The organism is Priestia megaterium (assembly GCF_041941685.1).
Lineage (GTDB): Bacteria > Bacillota > Bacilli > Bacillales > Bacillaceae_H > Priestia > Priestia megaterium_C.
In genome coordinates this window covers 5104936-5124028 of record NZ_CP130958.1, presented here as the reverse complement: position 1 = coordinate 5124028, position 19093 = coordinate 5104936, and the positions used below count along the sequence as shown (strand labels likewise).

General features: G+C 37.7%; 21 protein-coding genes. 20 read left to right on the top strand and 1 reads right to left on the bottom strand.

The genetic code is table 11. From position 1 onward, the window contains the following. The first annotated feature begins 754 nt into the window (after window positions 1-754). The 10 genes from rpmH to Q5794_RS27045 all read left to right on the top strand — a co-directional run bounded on the left by rpmH (window position 755) and on the right by Q5794_RS27045 (window position 9967). Window positions 755-889: a 50S ribosomal protein L34 gene (rpmH, locus tag Q5794_RS27090; RefSeq protein ID WP_013059930.1), complete on the top strand. Its 135-nt coding sequence runs from the start codon at window positions 755-757 to the stop codon at window positions 887-889. A gap of 110 nt (window positions 890-999) precedes the next feature. Continuing rightward, on the top strand, window positions 1000-1353 hold the full coding sequence (gene rnpA / locus Q5794_RS27085; RefSeq protein ID WP_192997013.1) for a ribonuclease P protein component: 354 nt from the start codon (window positions 1000-1002) through the stop codon (window positions 1351-1353). Between the two features lie 115 nt (window positions 1354-1468). Next, window positions 1469-2233: a YidC family membrane integrase SpoIIIJ gene (gene spoIIIJ / locus Q5794_RS27080; protein WP_164796796.1), complete on the top strand. Its 765-nt coding sequence runs from the start codon at window positions 1469-1471 to the stop codon at window positions 2231-2233. After that, complete coding sequence (jag, locus tag Q5794_RS27075) at window positions 2230-2859, top strand: RNA-binding cell elongation regulator Jag/EloR (protein ID WP_215054915.1); 630 nt, start codon at window positions 2230-2232, stop codon at window positions 2857-2859. The genes spoIIIJ and jag overlap by 4 nt, the downstream gene beginning before the upstream one ends. Before the next feature lie 308 nt (window positions 2860-3167). Further along, complete coding sequence (gene mnmE, locus Q5794_RS27070; protein WP_164796795.1) at window positions 3168-4556, top strand: tRNA uridine-5-carboxymethylaminomethyl(34) synthesis GTPase MnmE; 1389 nt, start codon at window positions 3168-3170, stop codon at window positions 4554-4556. Between the two features lie 22 nt (window positions 4557-4578). Further along, window positions 4579-6468: a tRNA uridine-5-carboxymethylaminomethyl(34) synthesis enzyme MnmG gene (gene mnmG, locus Q5794_RS27065; protein WP_215054914.1), complete on the top strand. Its 1890-nt coding sequence runs from the start codon at window positions 4579-4581 to the stop codon at window positions 6466-6468. Window positions 6469-6498: 30 nt separating this feature from the next. Further along, entirely contained in the window at window positions 6499-7215 is a 717-nt protein-coding gene (gene rsmG, locus Q5794_RS27060; protein WP_192997016.1) for a 16S rRNA (guanine(527)-N(7))-methyltransferase RsmG, read from the top strand. Window positions 7216-7350: 135 nt separating this feature from the next. Continuing rightward, window positions 7351-8226 (top strand): nucleoid occlusion protein, encoded by an 876-nt coding sequence (gene noc / locus Q5794_RS27055; RefSeq protein ID WP_215054913.1) that lies wholly within the window; start codon window positions 7351-7353, stop codon window positions 8224-8226. A 117-nt stretch (window positions 8227-8343) separates the two neighbouring features. Beyond that, the gene (locus tag Q5794_RS27050) at window positions 8344-9126 is read left to right on the top strand and encodes a ParA family protein (RefSeq protein WP_013059922.1); all 783 of its coding nucleotides are present in this window, start codon (window positions 8344-8346) and stop codon (window positions 9124-9126) included. Next, window positions 9098-9967, top strand: a complete 870-nt coding sequence (locus tag Q5794_RS27045; protein ID WP_013059921.1) for a ParB/RepB/Spo0J family partition protein — start codon at window positions 9098-9100, stop codon at window positions 9965-9967. Before Q5794_RS27050 ends, Q5794_RS27045 begins: the two co-directional genes overlap by 29 nt. A gap of 32 nt (window positions 9968-9999) precedes the next feature. Here the strand turns inward: Q5794_RS27045 and yyaC are convergent, their stop codons facing one another. Continuing rightward, a complete protein-coding gene (yyaC, locus tag Q5794_RS27040) occupies window positions 10000-10620 on the bottom strand; it encodes a spore protease YyaC (protein WP_215054912.1) in 621 nt (206 codons plus the stop codon). 86 nt (window positions 10621-10706) lie between these two features. On the opposite strand from yyaC, the gene Q5794_RS27035 reads away from it, so the two are divergent. From Q5794_RS27035 to rplI, 10 genes are all read left to right on the top strand, one after another. After that, window positions 10707-11720: a hypothetical protein gene (locus Q5794_RS27035; protein ID WP_215054911.1), complete on the top strand. Its 1014-nt coding sequence runs from the start codon at window positions 10707-10709 to the stop codon at window positions 11718-11720. A gap of 67 nt (window positions 11721-11787) precedes the next feature. Beyond that, window positions 11788-12681 carry a mechanosensitive ion channel family protein gene (locus Q5794_RS27030; RefSeq protein WP_192997019.1) on the top strand — a complete coding sequence of 298 codons (894 nt, stop codon included), beginning with the start codon at window positions 11788-11790 and terminating at the stop codon, window positions 12679-12681. Window positions 12682-12695: 14 nt separating this feature from the next. Further along, entirely contained in the window at window positions 12696-12893 is a 198-nt protein-coding gene (locus Q5794_RS27025; protein ID WP_013059917.1) for a DUF951 domain-containing protein, read from the top strand. Window positions 12894-13063: 170 nt separating this feature from the next. Beyond that, window positions 13064-14164, top strand: a complete 1101-nt coding sequence (gene ychF, locus Q5794_RS27020) for a redox-regulated ATPase YchF (RefSeq protein WP_013059916.1) — start codon at window positions 13064-13066, stop codon at window positions 14162-14164. A gap of 189 nt (window positions 14165-14353) precedes the next feature. Then, a complete protein-coding gene (gene rpsF / locus Q5794_RS27015; RefSeq protein ID WP_013059915.1) occupies window positions 14354-14641 on the top strand; it encodes a 30S ribosomal protein S6 in 288 nt (95 codons plus the stop codon). Between the two features lie 48 nt (window positions 14642-14689). Further along, window positions 14690-15190: a single-stranded DNA-binding protein gene (ssb, locus tag Q5794_RS27010; protein WP_013059914.1), complete on the top strand. Its 501-nt coding sequence runs from the start codon at window positions 14690-14692 to the stop codon at window positions 15188-15190. A 66-nt stretch (window positions 15191-15256) separates the two neighbouring features. Beyond that, entirely contained in the window at window positions 15257-15496 is a 240-nt protein-coding gene (gene rpsR / locus Q5794_RS27005; protein WP_013059913.1) for a 30S ribosomal protein S18, read from the top strand. A 138-nt stretch (window positions 15497-15634) separates the two neighbouring features. Beyond that, complete coding sequence (locus Q5794_RS27000) at window positions 15635-16579, top strand: YybS family protein (protein WP_215054910.1); 945 nt, start codon at window positions 15635-15637, stop codon at window positions 16577-16579. A 36-nt stretch (window positions 16580-16615) separates the two neighbouring features. After that, a complete protein-coding gene (locus tag Q5794_RS26995; protein ID WP_192997020.1) occupies window positions 16616-18589 on the top strand; it encodes a DHH family phosphoesterase in 1974 nt (657 codons plus the stop codon). Beyond that, window positions 18586-19035: a 50S ribosomal protein L9 gene (gene rplI / locus Q5794_RS26990; protein WP_013059910.1), complete on the top strand. Its 450-nt coding sequence runs from the start codon at window positions 18586-18588 to the stop codon at window positions 19033-19035. The genes Q5794_RS26995 and rplI overlap by 4 nt, the downstream gene beginning before the upstream one ends. Window positions 19036-19093 lie beyond the last annotated feature (58 nt).

Here is a 19093-nt window from a genome sequence, read left to right as displayed (position 1 = left end):
CGAGCAATCCCTCCTTTTTCTAGCTTTTATGCGCTTTGTACAACTCTTGTACAACCTGTACAAAACCTTATGCATAAAAAATTTATATTTATACAATTGCTATTATGTGGGTAAATATATATTATAGAAGAAAGTCGACTATTCGACAGATTCCACATGGTGTGGATAACTTTATACAGTGATAGTGGAAATGATGTCCACAAGTTGTCCACAGTTTGTGGATAAAAACCAACTGTGGAAAAGTAATTAAGAGTGAAAACAAAAATATAATATCAAAGAATTCGGCATGATGCAATGAATTTTCGAAACTTATCCACAATCACTACACCTTGTGGAGAAAAGTTTTCCACAACACAAGATAGTGTGCATGAGTTGTCGATAAGAAATGGAAAAGTAGAAAAATGTCGAAAAAACTTATCCACAAAGGTTTAAGAGAAGAATTTGAATAAAAAAGAGGCTTTTTATAACCTGTATTGTTGTAGTTTTGTTCAGTAAGGATGCGATCGCAGCTGGTAGAGAAAGAAAAAGAGATGAAAAGGAAAAATTTTTTCTTTAATAAATCAATGAATTTTATTGATTAGGTATAGACAATTGGGTTATAAAGATATTAGAATGAAGAAGATTGAGTAAAACAGATAATGAAACCAAGAGATTGAAAATTTTATTTTTTAAATAACATTGACATCTTCTTAGTCTTTTCATTATAATTGCAAGGACTGTCTTTTTCAGTTATTCCTCGAGGAGGTGTTTATAGATGAAAAGAACTTACCAACCAAACAAACGTAAGCACAGTAAAGTACACGGTTTCCGCGCTCGTATGAGCTCAGCGAATGGACGTAAAGTTTTAGCTCGTCGTCGTCGTAAAGGAAGAAAAGTATTATCAGCATAATAGACCACTGACGCCAGTGGTCTTTTTTCGCTTTATAAGGCTAAAATCACCTCTGTTCCTGTAGGGACTACATAAAAGCATGACCTGAAAAAGGGCAGGAGTTGTTAAAAATGAAAAAAAGATATCGTATAAAAAAGAATGATGAATTTCAAACAGTTTTTAAAAAGGGCAAGTCAGTAGCGAATCGCCAATTTGTCTTGTATGTTCTAGACAAACCGGATCAAGAACATTTCCGCGTAGGATTCTCCGTGGGCAAAAAGATTGGAAATGCCGTGACTCGTAATCGAGTTAAGCGCCTTGCTAAACAAATTATATTTGAATTCACACCGTATTTGAAGCAAGACAAAGATTATATTGTAATTGCAAGGCAGCCTGCTGCAACAATGAGCTATGAAGAAATTAAAAGCAGCTTGCAGCATGTCTTTAAGCGTGGCAAATTACTTACACATAGACAAAACGATTAATAAACAATAGAAGAAAAGCCTTTAATAGCTGTTGTTTTTCTACCGCATCCTTATATAATGGATTTTGACGCACTTTCAGAATTGAAAGGTGAACATGTAGAAGGAGGAAAAACAGGTGAAGAAGAAGTTGTTTTTAGGGATAACGCTTATCTTTCTATTAACTGTTTTAGCGGGTTGTACGGAAATTAACCAACCTATTACAGATGATAGTAAAGGTTTTTGGAATGAGTATGTTGTGTATCCGCTGTCATTAGTCATTACGTATCTGGCGGAGGTATTTAAAAGCTATGGAGTTGCGATCATCGTTGTCACAATCCTGATTCGCTTACTTATTCTACCGCTTATGATTAAACAGATGAGAAACACGAAAGCAATGCAGACGCTTCAGCCCGAAATGCAGAAGTTAAAGGAGAAGTACAGTTCAAAAGATGCCCAGACGCAGCAGCAATTGCAGAAAGAAACGATGGCATTATTCCAAACTTACGGAGTAAATCCTTTAGCTGGGTGCTTCCCAATTCTAATTCAAATGCCCATTCTTATTGGGATTTTCCACGCGATTACACGAACGTCAGAAATCGCAAACAACAGCTTTTTATGGTTTGATTTAGGTGCGCGTGACCCGCTATTTATCTTACCAGTTGTCGCAGGAATCACAACGTTTATTCAGCAAAAGATGATGATGGCCGGAAATGTAAATCAAAATCCTCAAATGGCTATGATGCTTTGGGTTATGCCAATCATGATTGTCGTTTTTGCAATCAATTTTCCAGCCGCCTTATCTCTTTATTGGGTAGTGGGAAATCTATTTATGATTATTCAAACCTACTTCATTAAAGGGCCAGACTTAAAACAAGCGAATATTGAAGGGGTTAAAAAATGAACGAAATCACAATTACGGCCCAGACGATTGAAGCTGCTGTTCAAGAAGCATTAGATGCTTTAGAAGTAGAGCGAAATCAAACAAATGTAGAAATAATTGAACCAGGCAAAAAAGGATTTTTAGGAATCTTTAAGGGAAAACCCGCAGTTGTAAAAGTTACAAAAATAGTTGACCCTATAGAGGAAGCGGTTCATTTTATTACAAATGTTAGCCGTGAAATGGGGATTTTGATTCATACGAACGTCAAAAAAACCTCGAGAAACTGCATAATTGAGATTAGTAGCGATTCAGCGGGAATGCTGATTGGAAAACATGGACAAACCCTCAATGCACTCCAGCTTCTCACACAATTGGTAGCTAATCGATACAGTCAGCAATTTTTAAATGTTGTATTAAATCCAGAAAGCTACCGAGAAAAACGAAAAGAAATGGTCGAAAAACTGGCATTAAAAATAGCTAATCAGGCGATCAAAACGAATCGATCTGTTCAACTAGAACCAATGCCTTCTCATGAAAGAAAAATGATTCACCAAGCGTTAGCTAAAAATTCTTTAGTTGAGACACAATCCGTTGGCAAAGAACCCAAAAGAAGTATTTTGGTTCAGCCAGTTGCCAAAAAGCACTAGCAAAATAAGCTAGTGCTTTTTTATGTGCTTATTTTTATCGATCTAGCGCTCAAAAAAATCAAGATGCATACGTTGTTATTCACATGTGGATAAGTTAAAATAGTACATACTGCCTGTTTTTCTTGCTGTGCATAACAGAAGAACGTTAGAGATGTTCCAAATCGGTGAATTGTGGTATTCTATTTATTTGGTTCATACAAATCACGGGCCTTAAAATAGATGTTTTTGTTCGTGGAAAATTGTTAACGATGATAGTATATAACATCGTTTAAAATAAAAGGTTTATAAAATGAAATGAGGTGAAGTTGGTGCTAGATTTTGATACAATTGCGGCCATTTCTACACCAATGGGAGAAGGAGCTATTGCCATCGTCCGCCTGAGTGGTGAAGAAGCAGTTACGATTGCAGATCGTATCTTTAAAAGCGTTTCGAATAAACGATTAACAGACGTAGCTTCTCATACCATTCACTACGGTCATATCGTAGATCCCAAGACAGAGCAAGTCGTTGAAGAAGTGATGCTTTCCATTATGAAAGGTCCCAAGACATTTACTAGAGAAGACATTATTGAAATTAACTGTCACGGAGGAATTGTATCCGTTAATCGTGTGTTGCAGTTAGTTATTGCAAATGGTGCCCGTTTAGCTGAGCCGGGTGAGTTTACAAAACGAGCATTTTTAAATGGTCGAGTAGACTTATCACAAGCAGAAGCTGTAATGGATTTAATTCGTGCCAAAACAGATAAAGCGATGAATATGGCGATTGGTCAAATGGAAGGGCGTTTGTCCAAGCTAGTACGTCATTTACGGCAGGAAATTCTTGAAACACTTGCCCATGTAGAAGTAAACATTGACTACCCAGAATATGACGATGTAGAGGAAATGACTCACCAAGTATTGATCGAAAAAGCTTCAAATGTACGCCAAGAAATTGATAAGCTTCTTCAAACCTCTCATCAAGGGAAAATTTTAAGAGAAGGATTGGCTACGGTTATTATTGGACGTCCTAATGTAGGGAAATCTTCTCTTCTAAATAGTTTAGTGCAAGATGCAAAGGCCATTGTCACAGACATTCCTGGAACGACGCGAGATGTAATCGAAGAGTACGTCAATGTGCGAGGAGTTCCTCTGCGATTAGTTGATACAGCTGGAATTCGTGAAACAGAAGATATTGTAGAACGAATTGGTGTGGAACGCTCCCGTCAGTATTTGAAAGAAGCAGATTTAATTTTGCTTGTGTTGAATTTTAATGAAGAACTAACGGACGAAGATAAAAAGCTATTTGAAGCTGTAAAAGGCATGGACGTTATCGTGATTGTGAATAAAACAGATCTTGAGCAAAAAATTAATCTAGAGGAAGTGCAGCAATTTGCTGGTGATCATCCAATAGTGACGACTTCGCTTCTTCAAGAACAAGGAGTAGATCAGCTTGAAGAAGCAATCGCAGCTCTTTTCTTTGGAGGAACAATTGAATCTCAAGATTTAACATATTTATCTAATACAAGACATATTGCGCTTTTAACGCAAGCAAGAGGAGCTATCGATGAGGCTATCACAGGCATTGAAAGTGGTGTTCCAATCGATATTGTCCAGATTGATTTAACAAGAACGTGGGAACTATTAGGTGAAATTATTGGTGATGCTGTTCATGAAAGCTTAATTGATCAGTTGTTCTCTCAATTCTGTTTAGGAAAATAGATTATTAAAGGAGGCTACTATTATGCAATATGAAGGTGGACAATATGATGTTATTGTCATTGGAGCAGGTCATGCAGGTTGTGAAGCGGCACTTGCTTCTGCGCGTATGGGTGCTAAAACGTTAACGTTGACCATCAACTTAGACATGGTGGCGTTTATGCCCTGCAACCCTTCTGTAGGGGGTCCTGCAAAAGGTATTGTCGTACGTGAAATTGATGCTCTTGGCGGAGAAATGGGTAGAAATATCGATAAAACTCATATTCAAATGAGAATGTTAAACACAGGAAAAGGTCCGGCTGTTCGAGCGCTTAGAGCTCAAGCAGATAAATTTGCTTATCAGCATGAAATGAAAAAAACGTTAGAAAATGAAGAAAATCTAACGCTTATGCAAGGCATGGTAGAACAGTTAATCGTAGAAGACGGTGTATGTACGGGCGTTGTCACTCAAACGGGAGCTGTGTATAAAGCTAAAACAGTTGTTATTACGACAGGGACATTCTTACGCGGGGAAATTATTTTAGGTGAACTAAAATATTCAAGCGGTCCTAATAATCAACAACCGGCTATTAAGCTTTCTGAACACTTAGAGGAGTTAGGACTGGACATGGTCCGTTTTAAAACAGGAACTCCACCTCGTGTTAATAGCTCAACTATTGATTACAGCAAAACGGAGATTCAGCCTGGGGATGATGTGCCCCGTGCTTTCTCATATGAAACAACACAGTACATTACAGATCAATTGCCTTGCTGGTTAACATATACAAGTGAACGAACTCATCAAATTATTGATGACAACCTCCACTTATCTCCTATGTATTCTGGGATGATCAAAGGTACTGGACCACGCTACTGTCCATCTATTGAAGATAAGGTTGTGCGCTTTAATGATAAACCGCGCCACCAAATTTTCTTAGAGCCAGAAGGACGAAATACGCAAGAAGTATATGTTCAAGGACTATCAACAAGCCTTCCTGAGCACGTACAGCGTCAAATGCTTGCGACAATTCCTGGTCTTGAAAAAGTCCAAATGATGCGTGCGGGCTATGCTATTGAATATGATGCAATTGTTCCGACTCAGTTATGGCCAACGCTTGAAACGAAGAAAATTAAAAATCTTTATACGGCTGGACAAATTAACGGAACATCTGGTTATGAAGAAGCTGCAGGCCAAGGTCTTCTTGCTGGAATTAACGCGGGAAGAAGAGCGCTGGAACAAGAAGAAGTCATTTTAGGACGTTCTGATGCTTACATCGGTGTATTGGTGGATGATTTAGTGACAAAAGGAACAAATGAACCGTATCGTCTGCTAACGTCTCGTGCAGAATATCGTTTATTGCTTCGTCATGATAACGCTGATTTACGCCTTACTGAAATTGGTCGTGAACTAGGATTAATCAGTGATGAGCGCTATGCTAAATTTGAACAGAAGAAAGCGGAAATCGAGCAAGAGAAGAAACGTCTTTTCTCCTTTATTATTAAGCCGAATGAAGCTGTTCAACAACTGATTAAAGAAGCTGGCGGCAGTGAATTAAAAGATGGGATTCGTGCGACAGATTTACTTCGCCGCCCTGAAATGACATATACTCATATTCATCAATTAGCACCAGCTGATGAGACGGTAGATCCTGAAGTAGCTGAACAAGTAGAAATTCAGGTGAAATACGAAGGATATATTCAGAAATCACTTCAGCAAGTTGAACGCTTGAAGAAGTTAGAAAACAAAAAGATTCCTGATTATATCGATTATGATGCAATTAACGGTTTAGCTACAGAAGCACGTCAAAAATTAAACCAAGTGCGTCCACTAACGGTAGCGCAAGCTTCACGTATTTCTGGAGTCAACCCAGCTGATATTTCAATCTTGCTTGTTTATATTGAACAAGGGCGCATCGCTAAAGTATCAAATGATTAAAACTCTTAGGCGCGAAGAAAGGGAAACTCAATGAATATTCAACAGTTTCAACAGCTATTAGAAGAAAAGGGAATTTCTCTTTCTTCTAAACAGCTGAATCAATTTGAAAAGTATTATCAAGTTTTAGTGGAATGGAACGAAAAAATGAATTTAACTGCTATCACTGATCACGGTGAAGTGTATGAAAAGCATTTTTACGATTCTATTTCAGCTGCTTTTTTTCAAGACTTTACAGAAATTGAATCCATGTGTGATGTAGGTGCAGGAGCAGGGTTTCCAAGTATTCCGATCAAAATTTGCTTCCCGCATTTGCGTGTAACAATCGTTGATTCTTTACAAAAGCGTATTACGTTTTTAACGCATCTTGTAAATGAGCTTGAACTAGACAATGTCACACTATGTCATGATCGAGCTGAAACATTTGGTAAAAAAGAAACGATTCGCGAGTCATTCGATCTTGTAACGGCAAGAGCCGTGGCACGTATCTCGGTTCTTAATGAATTTTGCTTACCGCTTGTTAAAGAACAAGGACGCTTTTTAGCAATGAAAGGTGCTTCTGCCCCTGAGGAATTAAAAAATGGAGAAAAATCATTCCAAGTATTAGGTGGAAAAGTGAAGTCGATTGAACATTTCCAATTGCCTTTGGAGCAAAGTGAACGTTACATTATTTTAATAGACAAAATAAAGAAAACGCCTAAAAAATATCCTAGAAAACCTGGTACCCCGGTTAAGCTTCCACTAGAGTAGGCATTAAATAGATAGAGAAGAGAATGTTTCATATGAAACATTTTCTTCTCTATATTTTCTGTTTAGAAAGCAGGATATGATTAAAAAACATCGAATTAGTTTAAGGCGGGATTTTCCTGAAGGTGGTGTGGGACTATGAAATCTGCTTTTTCACGTTTTTTTAATTTAAAAGAAAAAGATGAGGATATTCATGTAGAGATTGAAACTGTCCAAGATGAAAATGTCGAAAAAGTTTTAAGAGATGAAGTAAAACAAATTAGGGTTTCAAGTATTATTCCGAATCGTTACCAGCCGCGTACTGTGTTTAATGAAGCAAAAATTGAAGAGCTAGCTCTTACTATTCATACACACGGTATTATTCAACCTATTGTGGTTCGACCGACTGAGGGCGAAGAATACGAATTAATTGCTGGAGAACGCCGGTGGAGAGCTGTACAAAGCTTAGGATGGGATACGGTTCCTGCAATTGTGAAACATTTTAACGATACAGAAACGGCCTCTGTGGCTTTAATAGAAAACTTACAACGTGAAGAGCTAACGGCTGTCGAAGAAGCACTAGCCTACGCAAAGTTAATTGAGTTACATAATCTTACCCAAGAGGCATTAGCTCAACGTTTAGGAAAAGGCCAATCCACAATTGCAAACAAGCTTCGTTTGTTAAAGCTTCCTGTTGAAATACAAGAAGCAATCAAACAAAAATTGATTACAGAGCGACATGCAAGAGCGCTCATTCCCCTCAAAAATCAAGAAAAACAACTTCAAGTATTAGCTGAGATTATTGAAAAACAATTAAATGTAAAACAAACGGAAGATCGAGTAGTTAAATTGTTAGAAACGCGGGTTAAAAAGCCAAAAGCTAAAAGAAAAGCGTTTAGTAAAGATACGCGCATCGCAATGAATACAATTCGTCAATCCTTGACAATGGTTAGTGACAGCGGTATTTCATTAAACACGGAAGAAGAAGAGTTTGATGAATATTTTCAGTTTACTATTAAGATTCCGAAAAAATAAAGAAATAGCCCTCATCTTTTTTTGATGAGGCTTTTTTATCAAAGTTTTTCGTCAGAAAATTCAATGAACAATTAAACTGTCTGGACAAATGGGATGGAAATGAAAGTAGGTGACAACATGGGGAAAATTGTGGCAGTTGCGAATCAAAAAGGCGGAGTTGGAAAAACAACAACCGCTGTTAATTTAGGAGCTTGTTTAGCTGAACAAGGAAAAAAGGTTCTACTTGTAGATGGAGATCCACAGGGTAACGCTACGAGTGGAGTTGGCATAGATAAAGCAGATGTAGATGAATGTATTTACAATGTAGTAGTGGAAGATATGGAAGCCAAAAACGTTGTGCGTTCAACAGCCGTCGAAAATTTATCAATCATTCCCGCGACCATTCAATTAGCTGGTGCAGAAATTGAATTAGTGTCGACTATTTCACGTGAAGTTCGACTTAAGAGAGCTTTAGAAACGGTGAAAGATCACTTTGATTATGTTATTATTGATTGTCCCCCTTCTCTTGGTTTACTGACATTAAATGCGTTAACGGCAGCTGATTCTGTTTTAATACCTGTACAGTGTGAATATTATGCGCTTGAAGGATTAAGTCAATTGCTAAATACCGTTAGATTAGTCCAAAAACATTTGAATAATCAACTGCGTATCGAAGGTGTATTGCTGACTATGCTTGACGCACGCACAAATTTGGGACTGCAGGTAACAGCAGAAGTGAAGAAATACTTTCAGGATCGCGTTTATCAAACGATTATTCCTCGAAATGTTCGTTTGAGCGAAGCACCTAGTCATGGTGAACCAATTATCTTATATGATGCAAGATCTAGAGGGGCCGCAGTTTATACGGAACTTGCAAAGGAAGTGATTTATAATGGCGAAAGGATTAGGGAAAGGAATTAATGCCTTATTTTCAGGCTTAGATGCACAGGCTGATGATTCAATTCAGGAAGTTGCTATTCACGAACTCAGACCCAACCCCTATCAACCACGTAAAACGTTTAATAAAGAAGCAATTAATGAGTTAAAGCAATCCATTTTACATCATGGCATCTTACAGCCAATTGTAGCTCGCAAAAGCATTAAAGGCTATGAAATCTTAGCGGGTGAAAGACGATTTAGAGCTGCTAAAGAAGCCGACCTTGCTACTGTTCCTGTCATTATAAAAGACTTTTCAGAAAAGCAAATGATGGAACTAGCTTTGTTGGAGAATTTACAGCGTGAAGATTTGACGCCAATTGAAGAAGCAACCGCTTATCAATTGCTTATGGATAAGCTCGATATGACACAGGAGCAACTTGCTACACGACTGGGAAAAAGCCGACCTCACATTGCTAACTATGTTCGCCTCTTGCAGTTGCCTGAGGAAATTCAAACCCTCATTTCTACTAATGAATTGTCTATGGGCCATGGGCGTACGCTAGTCGGTTTGAAAAATAAAGCTCTTCTACCTAAAGTCGTTGAAAAAATACGCAAGGAACAATTGAATGTCAGACAGCTCGAGGCTTATATTGCCCACTTAAATAAAGCCGTTCCACGTGAAACATCAAAAACTAAAAAAGATAAAGATTTATTTATAAAACAAAGTGAAACACAGCTTCGTGAGCGTTTTGGTACCTCTGTTCACATTACACAAAGCAAGAAAAAAGGAAAAATTGAAATCGAATTTTTCTCTAAAGAAGATTTAAACCGTCTTCTTGAATTATTTAACGATCTTTCTCAGACTAACAAATCTTCTGTATAAAAAAGGTTGTCCTAGTTTTAGGACAACCTTTTTTATTGTTTATAATGTCTTACAGGTTGGTAAACCGAAGAATTATTAAACTCTTTCTCTCGTTCGTTGTACGCAGTCTCAATACTTTTCGCAATTAAATCGGCAATGCACATAACGAGGTGAAGCCTCGTATTTTGCAAGACGAAAAACTCCATAAATCCGCTCACGTTGACAACCCCTGTTATATGAATATCCCCGACTGGCGGCAATTCTTTATTAACTCCTGCTCCTGGTTTAACGGGTCCTATTCCAAGTGAGGCAGAGCCTACGCTTTTCATACGACCTAAACAAGCATCAATTCCAATAATAAAAGGATTCGGGAAAAGCTTTTGAATATGTTTTAACGTTTCTTTCAAATTAACAGCATGAACAGGCTCTTCTAACGTTCCGAAAATGTGAAAAGATGAAACCTTTTTTTCATTCAGTTTCGTTCCGACTAATGGACCCAATGAGTCCCCAGTTGAACGGTCCGTTCCAATACATACAAAAACAATTGGTCTGTCTTTCTGTGCTGGAAGTAAAGATAGTAACTGTGTACTCAGCTTCTTTGTAGCAAATTCTTCATCATGAAATACGCGGGTTGAATGTTGTGTCTTCTCAAAGAAGGGAGATTTTAAATTCATAGGGTCCACTCCTTATACATAATAGTAACAGTATACGAAGATTTTGAAGATTCTATACATATATTTCATGGATTGGGGGAAAATCGATGTGGAGAGCAGGATGTAAATGGATATTCTTAATTATGGGAACCATGATAGGCGCTGGGTATGCTTCAGGGAGAGAGCTATGGCAGTTTTTTGGCGAAGAAAGCGGACTTGCTATTTTTCTATTTTCTATTATTTTTGCGATTTCTTGCAATGTGATTATGCAAATCAGCTATCGCTACCGAACCAATCAATTTTACCCAGTACTAATTGAATTAATAGGAAAGAGATGGGCTGCAGCCTACGATATTTTAATCGTTTTTTATTTGTTTACGACGACGGTGATTATGATCGCGGGCGGCGGGGCGACATTGGAAATGTGGCATGTTCCTTATTGGTGGGGAATTGGCGCTCTTAGTGCGTTTATCGTCTTTGTTTTTTCAAGAGGATTAAATGGGCTTCTTTCTATCAATTCTTTCGTTATGCCAATCTTAATGATTGGACTAGCTGGCGTACTTCTTACATTTGTTTTACGTCATCCTGTAGTAACTGATTGGCATCTTCAGCATAATTGGCCTGCTGCGTTTACCTTTACGGCTTTAAATATTCTTCCTCTTGTCGCGGTATTATCTACAATTGGAAAGGAAATTAAAAGCAAAAAAGAGATTTATATTGCAAGTGTTGGCAGTGGTTTTTTATTAGGGGGGCTCTCCTTTATTTATAATGAATCGCTTATTCAAGTTTCAGGCCTTCTTTCTTCTTATGAAATTCCATTATTCGCTATTCTTAAAGACTTTCCTTATACGATGCTGTTTTTAATGAGCATTGTTTTGCTCATTGCAATTTATACAACAGCCGTATCAGGAATCTTAGGACTGACCGCACGTTTTCATACTGAAAAGGTGCAATCTCTGTGGAAACTGGCAGCCTGCTGGCTACTTTTAATGATTCCCTTTACAAAGTTAGGTTTTTCTACTTTGATTGCCGTTTTGTATCCAATGTATGGAATCGTCAATTTATTTTTAGTAACGGCCGTTCTATTATATCCATTTCGAAATCGCTACAAAAGTTCGTAGAAACTTGCTACAATAGATTAAAACTTTCTCGTATGTAGAGTATGTTACGATAGGAGCTACATGTAGTATGAATTCGTTGACGTCAGTTTTTAAGAACGTATTTGAGCCATTTTTTCAAGAAGAAACGTGGGCACATATTGGAGAAGGCTTCATAAAAATTCTGTTGATTCTGCTTATTTCTATGTTTTTAATTCGAATTGGAAAGCAAGCGTTAAATAAATTTGTAGAGGTTCGCACAAATAGCCCTCTGCGTATTTCTGAACGACGAGAAGCTACGATGGTCCGTTTGCTTCAGAACGTTTTTTCTTATGCTATTTATTTCGTTGCTGGAGTTATGATTTTAGAAACATTATCAGTAGATGTTCGAGGATTGCTAGCGGGGGCTGGAATCGTAGGGCTCGCGGTAGGGTTTGGTGCTCAAAACTTAGTGAAAGACATCATCACGGGATTTTTTATTATCTTTGAAGATCAGTTCTCCGTTGGCGATTATGTTCGAGTAGGAACATTTGAGGGAACTGTAGAAGAAATTGGTCTGCGAACAACAAAGATTAAGAGTTGGACAGGCGAGATTAATATCTTGCCCAATGGCAGTATTGTGGAGGTCACTAATTTTTCGTTACATAACAGCGTAGCTTTCGTTGATGTAAGCATTTCTTATGAAGAAAACATACAAGAAGCAGAACAAGTAATTTTAGAGCTGCTAGAAGAATTGCCAAGCCGCTATGAAGATATGGTTAAAACGCCTGAATTGCTGGGGGTTCAAAATATCCATGCAACTGAGGTCACAATGAGGATTACAAGCGAAGTAAAACCAATGAGACATTTCCATATTTCTCGTATGATTCGTAAAGAAGTGCGTACAAGGCTAAATGAACATGGCATTGAAGTTCCATTTCCTCGTATGGTTATGTATAATCGTACAGAAGAAGCACAGCATTCGTCGACGTTGAAAGGGAAATAAGGAGGAGAGAGCTGATGACGGAAAAAGAATTTGGTTTAAATGACGTTGTGGAAATGAAAAAACCTCATCCTTGCGGTACAAATGAATGGAAAATCATTCGAATGGGAATGGATATCCGTATTAAATGTGAAGGCTGCGGCCACAGCGTAATGATTCCACGACGTGATTTTGCACGTAAAATGAAAAAAATTCTTGTAAAGCATGAGGAATAACCTCATGCATTTTCTATGTTTATGCCTTATACTGTAAGGTGGGACAAAATGAAGCATCTTAAAACGGTGTGACTAAAGGTTCTTTATCAAACTTGTATTTCAAAAGTTGACTCACTATAATTGTGACAGGTTAACTTGTTTCGGATATATAAAGAGGAGTGAATAAATATATGGCTTTAACAGCTGGAATTGTTGGTCTTCCTAACGTTGGAAAATCAACATTATTTAATGCAATTACGCAAGCGGGCGCAGAATCTGCGAACTATCCTTTCTGTACGATTGATCCTAACGTAGGTATTGTAGAAGTACCTGATCATCGTCTTCAAAAACTTACAGAGCTTGTAAAACCTAAAAAAACAATTCCAACAGCATTTGAATTCACAGATATCGCTGGAATCGTAAAGGGTGCTAGTAAAGGTGAAGGACTGGGAAATAAATTCTTATCTCATATTCGAGAAGTAGATGCGATTTGTCACGTTGTGCGTTGTTTTGAAGATGAAAACATCACGCACGTTTCAGGAAAAGTAGATCCTATTTCAGATATTGAAACAATTAATTTAGAGTTAATTTTAGCAGATTTAGAAACGGTAGAGAAGCGTATTGGCCGTGTTCAAAAGATGGCTAAACAAAAAGATAAAGAAGCAATGTATGAATACGAAATTCTCGAGAAACTAAAGAATGCATTTGAAAGTGATCAGCCAGCTCGTGCTGTATCATTTACAGAAGAGCAAATGAAATTAGTAAAACAATTTCACTTGCTAACAATCAAACCTATTCTTTATGTAGCAAACGTTTCTGAAGATGAAGTAGCAGATGCATCTGCTAACGAATATGTAGCAAAAGTGCGCGAGTATGCGGCAAGTGAAGGTGCAGAAGTGATTGTTGTTTGCGCACGCATTGAATCTGAAATTGCTGAGCTTGAAGGAGAAGAAAAAGCAATGTTCCTTGAAGAACTAGGCATTGAACAGTCAGGTCTAGATCAGCTTGTACGTGCAGCGTATGATTTACTTGGATTAGCTACGTACTTTACAGCTGGTGAGCAAGAAGTACGCGCGTGGACGTTTACACAAGGTATGAAAGCTCCTGAGTGTGCAGGTATTATTCATACAGATTTTGAACGCGGATTTATTCGTGCAGAAACGGTGTCATACGAGGATTTATTAGCTGCCAAAACAATGGGAGCAGCTCGTGAAGCTGGAAAAGTACGTTTAGAAGGAAAAGAATACATCGTAAAAGACGGAGACGTTATGCATTTCCGCTTTAACGTATAAGATTAAAAGCCGAAAGGAGATATCTTCTTTCGGCTTTTGTCGTTGGCGAAAATATTAGCATATATTTACGAAACAGCCCGCAATGCGTATTGCTTTGCCTATGGTAGTGTGCTATAATTTTAATTCGTGAGTAATATTTTATTGCTCCTTGCCCGTTTCGGGCCGTTAGACCAAAAGGAGGTGACAGTGATGAGAAAGTATGAAGTAATGTACATCATCCGTCCAAGCATTGATGACGAAGCAAAGAAAGCATTAGTTGAGCGCTTTAACGGCGTATTAACTGATAATGGTGCTGAAATCGCAAATGTTAAAGAATGGGGTAAACGTCGTTTAGCATACGAAATCAATGATTTCCGTGACGGTTACTACATGATTCTTGACGTGGCGGCTACTTCAGAAGCAGTTTCTGAATTTGATCGTCTTGCGAAAATCAACGAAGACATTATCCGTCATATCGTTGTTAAACAAGAAGCATAATTAAACGTTTAAATAAATTGGGTTTTATTTCCTTAAGGAGTGGTTCTGATGATGAATCGCGTAATTCTCGTAGGACGCTTAACCAAAGATCCTGAATTACGTTATACCCCGAGTGGAGCAGCGGTTGCAACATTCACTTTAGCGGTAAACCGCACATTTACAAATCAGCAAGGTGAACGTGAAGCTGACTTCATCAACTGTGTTGTATGGCGTCGTCAGGCTGAAAATGCAGCCAATTTCCTTAAAAAAGGAAGTTTAGCTGGTGTTGATGGTCGACTACAATCTCGCAGTTACGAAGGACAAGACGGTCGTCGCGTATATGTAACGGAAGTTGTAGCGGAAAGTGTGCAATTTTTAGAGCCGAAAAGTGGCGGTGGGGATACGCAACGCAGTAACTTTGCTAACACTGGAGGATCTGGACAAGGCTCTCCATTTGGAGATAATCAGAACCGTAACTCAGGTAATCAAGGTTATACTCGCGTTGATGATGATCCATTTGCAAATAATGGCGAGACAATTGACATTTCAGATGACGATTTACCGTTTTAATTCGCAGTAGATTATCCGGAGTATAAAATTTTATAGAAACTTTTAAGCGGAAGGAGGCGTATCAAAATGGCAGGTGGACGTAAAGGTGGACGCAACAGACGTCGTAAAGTTTGTTTCTTCACAGCAAACGGCATCACTCACATCGATTACAAAGATGTAGATATGCTTAAAAAATTCGTTTCAGAGCGTGGTAAAATTTTACCTCGTCGTGTAACTGGAACAAGCGCTAAATACCAACGTAAATTAACGATCGCTATCAAACGCGCTCGTCAAATGGCATTATTACCATATGTTTCTGGTGAATAATGAACGGTATAAAAAGAGGCAGTAAGGATTCCCTTACTGCCTCTTTTTACATTACATAGGTGCTCTTTTGCCAAATAGTTGCTTCTTATGAATTGAATCGATAAAATAAATAATAGTCTATATCAACGAGGTGAAGTTGTGAAAGGAATTCGATATATTACAGAAGGAGCAGCTCTTTTAGCGCTGTTTGTGGCGCTGTTACTTTTTTCACTATACATACCTGTTGTGGGAACCATTTTTCAACTAGCGCTAGCTGTTCCATTTATTGTGTATACCGTTCGTCATGGGTGGAAAAAGGCAATATTATTTTTAGTAGTAGGGTTGTTATTGACTTTGTTATTTGGAAATGTGTTGACTCTTCCTTTTACATTTGTATTTGGTATTGGTGGATTAGCAATAGGAATGCTTTACCAACAAAAACAAAAAAGGTATACCATTTTACTAGGCGGCACGGTTGCATTTAGTTTAGGTTTACTTTTATTGTTCGTAGGAGCAAATGTCGTTTTTAATGTTAATCTAATGGAGCAAATAAATAATGCTTTAGATCAATCGATTAATCAAAGTATTGAAATGATGAAAAGTTTAGGACAAGACGTTAAGGAATCTCAAATTGACCAAATGAGAGATGCATTTGATATGTTTAAAAATCTGTTGCCTCTATTAATTGTTATGGGCGGAGTTATTCTGGCCTTTTTCTCTCAGCTTATTGCTACGCCTATTCTTAAAAGAACAGGTTATGAGGTGCAAGCATTCCCGCCTTTTCGTGAATTTAAACTTCCTAAAAGTATCCTATGGTATTATTTGATTGCATTAATCTTATCTTTCCCATCTTTTAATATTGAACAAGGTACATTTATGTACGTAGCTATTATCAACATCGTGATGGGACTGCAAATGCTAGTAGTGTTACAAGGGATCTCTTTTATTTTCTATTTCTCACATCAAAAAGGGTATGCCAAAGCAATTCCAATTGTTGTAACAATTTTAGCATTAATTATTCCAATTATCCTTCAAATTGTGCGCATCTTAGGTATAATTGATTTAGGATTTAATTTAAGAAAACAATTAGACACAAAAAAGTAGATATTGTGGAACTTAAAAAAGTAGGAGCTGAAATGGATGCCTGTCTTTACAAAAAAGAACGTCATTCGCTATCCATTTTACTCATTGTATAGTATAGCTCTGATTTTAGTAGGTATCGTGACCTATCATAATTGGATCATAGGAATGATAGGCTTTATATTACTATTAGCCTGTCTTTTTCTATACATGAGAATGGAGCGAATGCTGTCCGATGAGTTTGAAACCTATATTTCAATGCTGTCTCATCGGCTGAAAAAAGTAGGCGAAGAGGCATTAATGGAAATGCCGATTGGGATTATGCTGTTTAATGATGAATATCAAATTGAATGGACCAATCCTTTTCTAGCATCTTGTCTCGGTGAAGACACACTAGTGGGAAGATCATTATACGATGTAGCCGAAAGTATTATTCCACTGGTCAAACAAGAAGTGGAAACAGAAGTTGTCACGTTGCATGATCGGAAATTTAAAGTGGTGATTAAACGAGACGAGCGCTTACTGTACTTCTTTGATATTACAGAGCAAATAGAAATCGAAAAATTGTATGAAGAAGAACGAACAAGTTTAGGTATTATCTTTTTAGATAATTATGATGAACTAACGCAAGGAATGGATGATCAAGTTAAAAGTAACTTGAATAGCCAAGTAACCTCTATGTTAAATAGTTGGGCTCAAGAATACGGTATTTTTATTAAACGTACGTCTTCCGAGAAATTTATTGCGATTATGAATGAACAAATTTTAATTCATTTAGAGCGAAGCAAATTTTCTATCTTAGACCAAGTTCGAGAAGAGACGTCTAAACAAAATATACCGCTTACATTGAGCATTGGTATCGGAGCTGGTGCTGCTGATTTACCTGAGCTGGGTGCTTTAGCTCAATCTAGTTTGGATTTGGCCTTAGGTCGAGGTGGAGATCAAGTAGCGATTAAACAGCCGAATGGAAAAGTAAAATTCTTTGGGGGCAAGACAAACCCAATGGAAAAACGGACGCGCGTGCGTGCAAGAGTTATTTCTCACGCGTTAAAAGAGCTCATTACAGAGAGTGGAAAAGTGATTATCATGGGTCATAAGTATCCGGATATGGATGCTGTAGGAGCTGCTATTGGGATATTAAAAGTAGCGCAAGTCAATCAGAAAGACGGTTTTATCGTATTAGATCCTGATCATATTGATACAGGTGTGCAGCGAATGCTAGAAGAAATTAAAAAGAAAGAAGGCCTGTGGGAACGATTTATTACGCCTGAAGAAGCCTTAAATCTTGTGAGTGATGATACTCTTTTAGTAGTAGTAGATACGCATAAGCCGTCGCTCGTTATTGAAGAAAGGTTATTAAATCGTATTGAAAATGTCGTGGTCATTGATCATCATAGACGAGGAGAAGACTTTATCGAAGATCCTCTTCTTGTCTATATGGAGCCATATGCTTCCTCGACAGCAGAACTCGTTACTGAGCTTCTTGAATACCAGCCAAAACGATTTAAAATTGATATGCTAGAAGCAACAGCACTTTTAGCCGGTATTATTGTCGATACAAAAAGCTTTACATTACGCACGGGATCTCGTACGTTTGATGCAGCGTCCTTTTTACGTTCTCAAGGCGCAGATACGGTTCTTGTTCAAAAGTTTTTAAAAGAAGATATCACGCAATATGTACAGCGAGCACGCTTTATTGAACATGCAGAGATTTATACAGCAGGTATTGCCATTTCACGAGCTGAACCAAACAAAATGTATGATCAAGTGTTAATTGCGCAGGCTGCAGATACGCTGCTTTCAATCAGCGGAGTGGTTGCTTCGTTTGTTATTTCTAAGCGACGGGATAATCTAATTGGCATTAGTGCTAGATCGCTTGGAGATATCAATGTACAAGTTATTATGGAAAGTCTCCAAGGCGGAGGTCATTTAACGAATGCTGCTACTCAGCTTCAAGACATTAGTTTGGATGAAGCTGAAGAACGGCTTAAACAAGCAATTGATGAGTACTTAGATGGAGGTAAAAAATCATGAAAGTAATTTTCTTAAAAGATGTAAAAGGAAAAGGTAAAAAAGGTGAAGTGAAAAATGTTTCAGACGGTTATGCACATAACTTCTTATTAAAAAATGGCTATGCTGTTGAAGCTACAGGCGGTAATGTGAAAGTATTAGAAGCACAAAAAAATAGAGAGCAAAAAGATGCAGCTGCAGAACTTCAAGCAAACAAAGAGTTAAAAGCAACTCTTGAAGAACTAACAGTTGAATTAACAGCAAAATCTGGTGAAGGTGGCCGTTTATTCGGTTCTATCACAAGCAAACAAATTGCTGAAGAATTAAAGAAAAAGCACAAAATTAAAGTAGATAAGCGTAAAATTGAATTAAATGATGCAATTCGCGCATTAGGCTACACAAATGTACCGGTTAAATTACATCCGGAAGTAACGGCTACTGTAAAGGTACACGTGACTGAACAAAAATAAACGTAGGATTGAGAAATAAGTAAATAATATAAAGGGTTGGCGCGGACTTGTATTTGTT

Excerpts from the sequence above, each read along its gene's own strand:
- rpmH (WP_013059930.1), top strand. The coding sequence starts at position 755 with ATGAAAAGAACTTACCAACCAAACAAACGTAAGCACAGTAAAGTACAC.
- rnpA (WP_192997013.1), top strand. The coding sequence starts at position 1,000 with ATGAAAAAAAGATATCGTATAAAAAAGAATGATGAATTTCAAACAGTT.
- jag (WP_215054915.1), top strand. The coding sequence starts at position 2,230 with ATGAACGAAATCACAATTACGGCCCAGACGATTGAAGCTGCTGTTCAA.
- mnmG (WP_215054914.1), top strand. The coding sequence starts at position 4,579 with ATGCAATATGAAGGTGGACAATATGATGTTATTGTCATTGGAGCAGGT.
- rsmG (WP_192997016.1), top strand. The coding sequence starts at position 6,499 with ATGAATATTCAACAGTTTCAACAGCTATTAGAAGAAAAGGGAATTTCT.
- noc (WP_215054913.1), top strand. The coding sequence starts at position 7,351 with ATGAAATCTGCTTTTTCACGTTTTTTTAATTTAAAAGAAAAAGATGAG.
- Q5794_RS27050 (WP_013059922.1), top strand. The coding sequence starts at position 8,344 with ATGGGGAAAATTGTGGCAGTTGCGAATCAAAAAGGCGGAGTTGGAAAA.
- Q5794_RS27045 (WP_013059921.1), top strand. The coding sequence starts at position 9,098 with ATGGCGAAAGGATTAGGGAAAGGAATTAATGCCTTATTTTCAGGCTTA.
- yyaC (WP_215054912.1), bottom strand. The coding sequence starts at position 10,620 with ATGAATTTAAAATCTCCCTTCTTTGAGAAGACACAACATTCAACCCGC.
- Q5794_RS27035 (WP_215054911.1), top strand. The coding sequence starts at position 10,707 with ATGTGGAGAGCAGGATGTAAATGGATATTCTTAATTATGGGAACCATG.
- Q5794_RS27030 (WP_192997019.1), top strand. The coding sequence starts at position 11,788 with ATGAATTCGTTGACGTCAGTTTTTAAGAACGTATTTGAGCCATTTTTT.
- Q5794_RS27025 (WP_013059917.1), top strand. The coding sequence starts at position 12,696 with ATGACGGAAAAAGAATTTGGTTTAAATGACGTTGTGGAAATGAAAAAA.
- ychF (WP_013059916.1), top strand. The coding sequence starts at position 13,064 with ATGGCTTTAACAGCTGGAATTGTTGGTCTTCCTAACGTTGGAAAATCA.
- rpsF (WP_013059915.1), top strand. The coding sequence starts at position 14,354 with ATGAGAAAGTATGAAGTAATGTACATCATCCGTCCAAGCATTGATGAC.
- ssb (WP_013059914.1), top strand. The coding sequence starts at position 14,690 with ATGATGAATCGCGTAATTCTCGTAGGACGCTTAACCAAAGATCCTGAA.
- rpsR (WP_013059913.1), top strand. The coding sequence starts at position 15,257 with ATGGCAGGTGGACGTAAAGGTGGACGCAACAGACGTCGTAAAGTTTGT.
- Q5794_RS26995 (WP_192997020.1), top strand. The coding sequence starts at position 16,616 with ATGCCTGTCTTTACAAAAAAGAACGTCATTCGCTATCCATTTTACTCA.
- rplI (WP_013059910.1), top strand. The coding sequence starts at position 18,586 with ATGAAAGTAATTTTCTTAAAAGATGTAAAAGGAAAAGGTAAAAAAGGT.